Raw genomic sequence first — 6,085 nt, forward strand, 5'->3', positions numbered from 1 at the left:
TAAATCGTCACTTCAAATTTTATGACTAATCAACAGGTGCAAGTAGCGATCGCTATTCTCTATCAAAAAAACAAGTTTCTCATGCAATTGCGAGACAACATCCCCAATATTCCCTATCCTGGTCAATGGGCATTGTTTGGTGGACACATCGAAGCCGGAGAAACCCCAGATATAGCAGTAAAGCGAGAAATTTTAGAAGAAATCGGCTATAATTTACCACCAACATTTGCTCACTTTGGCTGTTATCCTGATGAAAGGGTGATGCGTCATGTCTTTTATGCACCTCTAGAAGTAGAATTCAATCAACTGGTTTTGAATGAAGGCTGGGATATGGGATTATTGACACCAGAAGATATTCTACAGGGAAGTTGTTATAGTGCGATCGCACTCGAAGTGCGAAATGTAGGAATAATACCTCAACGAATTATGCTGGATTTTATCAAAATGGTTAGTGGATAGTTGGTGGTGGATAGTTGTAGGAATTCTTTGACAATCAACAACCAACAACTATCTACCATCCCCTAACAACCAACAACTATCCACCATCCACGCTCCTCTTACCAATTCCTCAATGATGCAAACAGCAAATAAACTGCCACGATGGTTAAGTTTAGGATTGGCATTTCCCCTTGCCATTCTTAACGGTTGGCTCTTCATTCAGGTTGTAAAATATTTTCAACCTTTGGTAAGCGTTTTTGTTGCTGCAATTTTGCTAGCTTTTGTTTTGGATTATCCAATTCAGTTTTTACAGCGACGAGGGGTAAAACGCAACTTGGCTATTGTGGTAGTTTTGCTGTTGAGTGTGGTGATTTTAGTCGCTTTGGGTATCACTTTAGTTCCGCGAATTCTCGGACAACTCAACGAACTAGCCAACATTTTGCCAAGTTGGATTGATTCTGGAACCGAACAACTACAAGCTTTTCAAGATTGGGCATTAAATCAACAGCACCTACCGTTTAATTTAAGTAGTTTAGTTAACCAAGTACTTGAGCGATTATCTAGTCAACTTCAAACTTTTACAGGTCAAATTCTCGGCTTTGCTGTAGATACTATCAATATTGTTGCCAACGGTCTACTGGCGGTAGTGCTGACTATCTATCTAGTGTACAATGGCGATCGCCTCTGGGATGGACTTTATCAATGGATACCATCTCGCATTGGCACACAAGTACGACAATTATTGCGGGAAGATTTTCACAATTATTTTATCGGTCAGGCTACTTTGGGTGCCGTGCTGGGAGTAGTAATTACCCTGGTTTTTTTAGCTTTACAAGTTCCCTTAGCTTTACTTTTTGGGATTGTAATTGGCTTTTTCTCTTTGTTTCCCTTTGGTACGGGAATCGGTATCAGCATTGTCAGTCTTTTGGTAGCGTTACAAAACTTTTGGTTAGGGGTAGAAGTTTTAGGTGTTGCTGTAGCGATCGACCAAGTAAATTCTAACTTGATTGCGCCCCGCATTTTGGGTAATTTGACTGGTTTAAATCCGGTGTGGGTGGTAATTTCTTTATTGTTGGGTGCTAAATTAGGCGGATTATTAGGTTTATTAATTGCCATACCCTTAGCCAGTTTTATTAAAGATGTCGCTGATAGCTGGCTTGCTGGGGGATTCCATAAAGTAGATGATATTAAATCAGAACCTGCAACAGCTCAGTACCTGACGACTGAAGTCGCGGCTACACAAACAAAGTCCGCCTGCGCGGACTAAGATGATGTTAAAACCTGCGCTCGTCTGGTTTTGTTTGTAGAGCCAGCGGCTTACAGCCTGAGGACGAATGGTATAAGAAAATAATCTTAGAAACTACACAAAAGCTGATAGCGTCAAACAAAGAAAATATTGTGTGGATGTGACAGCTTGAAAACGCGCTCTAATTACTGGCAACTCTTACCGTATATTCGACCCCAATGGCACAACATTGTTAAGGGTTTTGTTGGCATCTTCGGATATGTATTAGCAACTTTAGCTCTGATTACCCTAGCGCGTCAATTTGCAAGTGTCTTTGGTGGGAGAAATTTGTCTGCGATCGCTCTCCAAATTTCTTTCATCGGAACGGTGTTTCTTGTCAGAGGGTTTTTTCAATCTGTGCAAGATATCTACATGGCTAAATCCGCTCTGCGAATAGCTTTTAATCTTCGCAAGTATATCTACACTCACTTACAAAAGCTAAATCTCAGCTATTTTGAAACTGCAAAAACAGGTGATTTATCTTATCGACTGACCGAAGATGTTGACAGAGTTGGGGAAGTTGTCCATAAACTCTTTCACGACTTTATCCCCTGCATTTTGCAGTTAATCGCAATTCCCATATACATGATTTGGTTAAATTGGCAATTAACTTTAGCTATTATTATTGTTGCGCCGTTGATGGGCATTTTAATCGGTTGGTTTGGCGAACGTTTGCGTATATTTTCGCTCAAAAGTCAAAGTCATGTATCTGATTTATCGGCAATTTTAACTGAGGTTTTCAGCGGAATTCGGATTATTCAAGCCTTCGCAGCCGAGAAGTACGAAATTGCCCGCTTTAGTCGAGAAGCCGATCGCACGATGAAAGCCAAGTACTCAGCGGAACGTCTCAAAGCAATTCAGATACCCATCATCGGATTTTTAGAAGCTGTCAGTATTTTAATTTTACTTTTTGTGGGTGGTTGGCAAATTGCTACTGGTAGTTTGACGGTTGATAAGTTTGTCGCTTTTTTAACGGCAGGTGCTTTATTAATCGATCCCATTGGTCATGTTACCAGCAATTACAACGAATTTAAACAGGGAGAAGCTTCTGTTGACCGCGTTTTTGAGTTATTGGCAATTCAACCAACGGTGGAGGAAAAATTAAATGCGATCGCTCTACCTGATGTCAGCGGTAAGGTGGAATATCGTCATGTTTCCTTTGCTTACAAAAAAGGCGAACCTGTAATTAAGGATATCAGTTTGTTAGCGATGCCAGGAGAAGCGATCGCTTTAGTTGGTGCTTCTGGTGCTGGTAAAACTACTTTCGTCAATCTTCTACCCCGTTTTTACGACCCCGATGGTGAAATTTTAATTGATGGTGTTGATATTCGTGATGTGACGTTAGATAGTTTGCGACGACAAATTGCCATAGTTCCTCAAGAAACTATCATGTTTTCCGGGACAATTGCCCAAAATATCGCTTTCGGACAAGATGCTTTTGAGATGAAAGCTGTGGAATCAGCTGCGAAAATTGCTAACGCTCATCAATTTATTAAGCAACTGCCTGAAGGTTATGATACTTGGGTAGGTGAGAGAGGAGTGAATTTATCTGGTGGACAAAGACAAAGAATAGCGATCGCTCGTGCTGTTCTGCGAAATCCGAGAATTTTGATTTTAGATGAAGCGACATCTGCACTCGATTCAGAATCAGAAGCTTTGGTTCAAGAAGCACTGGAAAGATTAATGGCAGATCGGACTGTATTTATTATCGCTCATCGGTTATCTACGGTGAGAAGATGCGATCGCATTTTAGTTCTCGAACGTGGGCAAATTGTCGAATCTGGCACTCATGAAGAATTGTTAATGCTTGAGCGTCGTTATGCGCGATTTTATGCCCAGCAGTTTAGCAAATAATAGTTATATCAAGTCCGCTTGATATTGCCTGAAGATTGCTAGATTTTTCAGAGTGATACTCCGCAGGAGTCGCTGCTAGAACGCATGATTAATTTGAGTGGCTAAAGAAAGAAACGCGATCGCGTTTCTTTCTTTAGCCACAACCAACAACTCAACTAAGCGACTCGTAACGGTTTTGTTGGCAGTATTCTCGGTTCTGGTAGTGGTTTATTCTCTTCTCTCAACATCTCAACAAAAGTCTCAATTACTTCCTGACCATTTTTGGCAGCTTCTTCATAAGTCTTACCATGTGTATGAAACTGTTGCCAAGGGAACTCAGGCAAGTGTACTAAAAAAAGTCCATCTTCGTCTGACCACTGAATTACCATGCTGTAGTGATAGCTCATTCTTCTTTTTCCTGTTTTTCTTCGCTTTTGGTTTGTTCCATTTCTTCCAGTTTTTTTAGCACTCGTTGGATGTTTTTTTCTAAATATAACGGAGCATCATCACCATCTTTGCCTGGTATGGTTAGAGGTTCTTCGGGTAATAAGGGATGCTTCCAATATGTATGACTTCCTTTACCTCTTCCTGGTTGAAGGATATAGCCGACTTTTGACACAATAGCTTTCAACTCTCTTACTTTTTTTGGCATTGCCCCTTATTGCCAACCTAAATATAAATTTTAATACCAATTCTTTGTGAACATGCGCCCAATCTGAGTAAGTAGGTGGACATAATTAAATATAAAATAAAATATGAGTTCGTAGTGAGCGATTTATCGCTCTGGGAAAGCATTCTAAGGACTAAAGTCCTTACTACGATCTGAAGTTTAATTTAGTTCTCCTACTTAATGCTTGTAAGCACATAGCGATCGCGCAGCGTTTTTAGGCAAATAAACTGGCATCTACATGAAAATAGTTTGCAAGTGCTTCTGCTTCTGTTTTGTTGATGGTGCGATGGTCGTTAATAATTTCCCGTACAACTTCCAACGAGCCAATTACATCAGCTAATACTTCGGTCGTAATATCGCGTGCATCCATAAGGTGCACTAGCATTGAATGAGGTGTCCCTTGGGGAATTGGGTAATGGGTTTCTTCAAATTTCTCAATTAATGTCACCAATAGTTCCAAAAGAATCTCCTCTTCTGGTGTACGATTGGGACGATGCTCTAAGTTTTGGGCTAATTTAATAGCTTCTTCGTTTTCTTCTTCGGTAGTAATTGTTTTTGGTTTATATTCGGCTAGCAGCTTACCGTAAGATTCTGGATTAAAAGTACGGGTCATTTTTCCATTTATCCTTATCATATTCGGCGTGAGTTAGAACATATTTAATATAGATTCTTTGGGCTTCGTAAACAATATCAACAATTAAGCGGTAGTTGTTTCCCTTAATATTAAAAACAGTAAAGCTACCGACAGCTTCTGCTTTTGGATAAGTTGCCTGAACTTCTATGGTTTTTCCATTCGGCTTTAGTTGCAACCCTATACCAATCATAAAGCGCATCACAGGAATCTACATGTGCTTCAGAAAATTCCCGCAAAATCCTGCGAATAATAACATGCATTTAATTTTAATCGTAATTACAGCTATTAGTATTTTCCTAAATTTGAGGCTCGATCTAGCTTTTTTAAATAGGTTATTTTTCGTCCTGCATTGCAGTGCGATCGCATAGTTGTTAGTGGCTAATTTGTCAGCGCGATCGCGAACCTATTCTAGGGGCAATTCATGAATTGCCCCTACGGAAATTCAAGGTTTTTGCAATTTTTTGTGTAAGACCAGTTTCAGTTGCGTCAATGCTCCCATCCGCTACTATGCAGTTTTAGCATTCTCATCTAATGCTTGCTCTGCAACATTTTTCAAGCGACTCGACCTGATTTTGCGAATGCGATCGCTACTACGAACACCACCTGCCATCTCATATTCGCGACTGTCTTTGCCGTACTTGATAGCAACCACCATCAGCATTTTCTCAGAAAGCTGACTCAAGTTTTTTTCCATGTCTTCAATTTCAGTTTTAGAAGAGTCAACCACAGACAGAGCGGTATTATAAATATCAATCTTGTTACGTAACTGTTCAATTGACTCAATCAATTTTTCCAGACTATAATCTTCATCAAATTTGATGCTTGGAACAATCGATTTTAGTCCAGCGGATCTTAACTGAGCTTTTTCTAAAATGCGGGATATGCGTTTTTTCCGAGACATAAAATTACTCCTTTAAGATGCTTATATACCCAGTTTGCCTCAATTAAACCGCATTCCGGTTCAGCATACTTCGCAATCTTATATAATAAATTTTTCCACTTATAGCAGTAATTTTTCGGAATTTAATCACTAGATGTTGTTACTTATAGAGATAATTGTCTAGACTTCATAAAAGCTTTAAGGTAGACACTCCCATAAGTTGTGAAACCGCTCCCATAAGTTGTGAAACCGCTCCCATAAGTTGTGAAACCGCTCCCATAAGTTGTGAAACCGCTCCCATAAGTTGTGAAACCGCTCCCATAAGTTGTGAAACCGCTCCCATAA

The 6,085-nt window shown here is 39.9% G+C and carries 8 protein-coding genes; 3 read left to right on the forward strand and 5 right to left on the reverse strand.

The genetic code is table 11. The features are described from left to right. Positions 1-21 precede the first annotated feature (21 nt). The 3 genes from OGM63_RS12985 (at position 22) to OGM63_RS12995 (ending at position 3,577) form a co-directional block, all read left to right on the forward strand. A complete protein-coding gene (locus OGM63_RS12985) occupies positions 22-459 on the forward strand; it encodes an NUDIX hydrolase (RefSeq protein ID WP_263745992.1) in 438 nt (145 codons plus the stop codon). Between the two features lie 112 nt (positions 460-571). Then, positions 572-1,705, forward strand: a complete 1,134-nt coding sequence (locus OGM63_RS12990; protein WP_263745993.1) for an AI-2E family transporter — start codon at positions 572-574, stop codon at positions 1,703-1,705. Between the two features lie 147 nt (positions 1,706-1,852). Continuing rightward, on the forward strand, positions 1,853-3,577 hold the full coding sequence (locus tag OGM63_RS12995) for an ABC transporter ATP-binding protein (protein WP_263745994.1): 1,725 nt from the start codon (positions 1,853-1,855) through the stop codon (positions 3,575-3,577). Positions 3,578-3,732: 155 nt separating this feature from the next. Here OGM63_RS12995 and OGM63_RS13000 read toward each other — a convergent pair whose 3' ends face one another. The 5 genes from OGM63_RS13000 to OGM63_RS13020 form a co-directional block, all read right to left on the reverse strand. Then, a complete protein-coding gene (locus OGM63_RS13000; protein ID WP_263745995.1) occupies positions 3,733-3,963 on the reverse strand; it encodes a type II toxin-antitoxin system HicB family antitoxin in 231 nt (76 codons plus the stop codon). Next, the gene (locus OGM63_RS13005) at positions 3,960-4,208 is read right to left on the reverse strand and encodes a type II toxin-antitoxin system HicA family toxin (protein ID WP_263745996.1); all 249 of its coding nucleotides are present in this window, start codon (positions 4,206-4,208) and stop codon (positions 3,960-3,962) included. The genes OGM63_RS13000 and OGM63_RS13005 overlap by 4 nt, the downstream gene beginning before the upstream one ends. A 232-nt stretch (positions 4,209-4,440) precedes the next feature. Beyond that, positions 4,441-4,839, reverse strand: coding sequence for a helix-turn-helix domain-containing protein (locus tag OGM63_RS13010; RefSeq protein ID WP_263745997.1), 399 nt, complete (start codon positions 4,837-4,839; stop codon positions 4,441-4,443). Further along, the gene (locus OGM63_RS13015; RefSeq protein ID WP_263746000.1) at positions 4,823-5,059 is read right to left on the reverse strand and encodes a type II toxin-antitoxin system HigB family toxin; all 237 of its coding nucleotides are present in this window, start codon (positions 5,057-5,059) and stop codon (positions 4,823-4,825) included. Before OGM63_RS13015 ends, OGM63_RS13010 begins: the two co-directional genes overlap by 17 nt. A gap of 306 nt (positions 5,060-5,365) precedes the next feature. Next, positions 5,366-5,761: a hypothetical protein gene (locus OGM63_RS13020; protein ID WP_263745998.1), complete on the reverse strand. Its 396-nt coding sequence runs from the start codon at positions 5,759-5,761 to the stop codon at positions 5,366-5,368. Positions 5,762-6,085 lie beyond the last annotated feature (324 nt).

It is taken from the genome of Plectonema radiosum NIES-515 (assembly GCF_025753815.1).
Classification (GTDB): Bacteria; Cyanobacteriota; Cyanobacteriia; order Cyanobacteriales; family Nostocaceae; genus Hassallia; species Hassallia radiosum_A.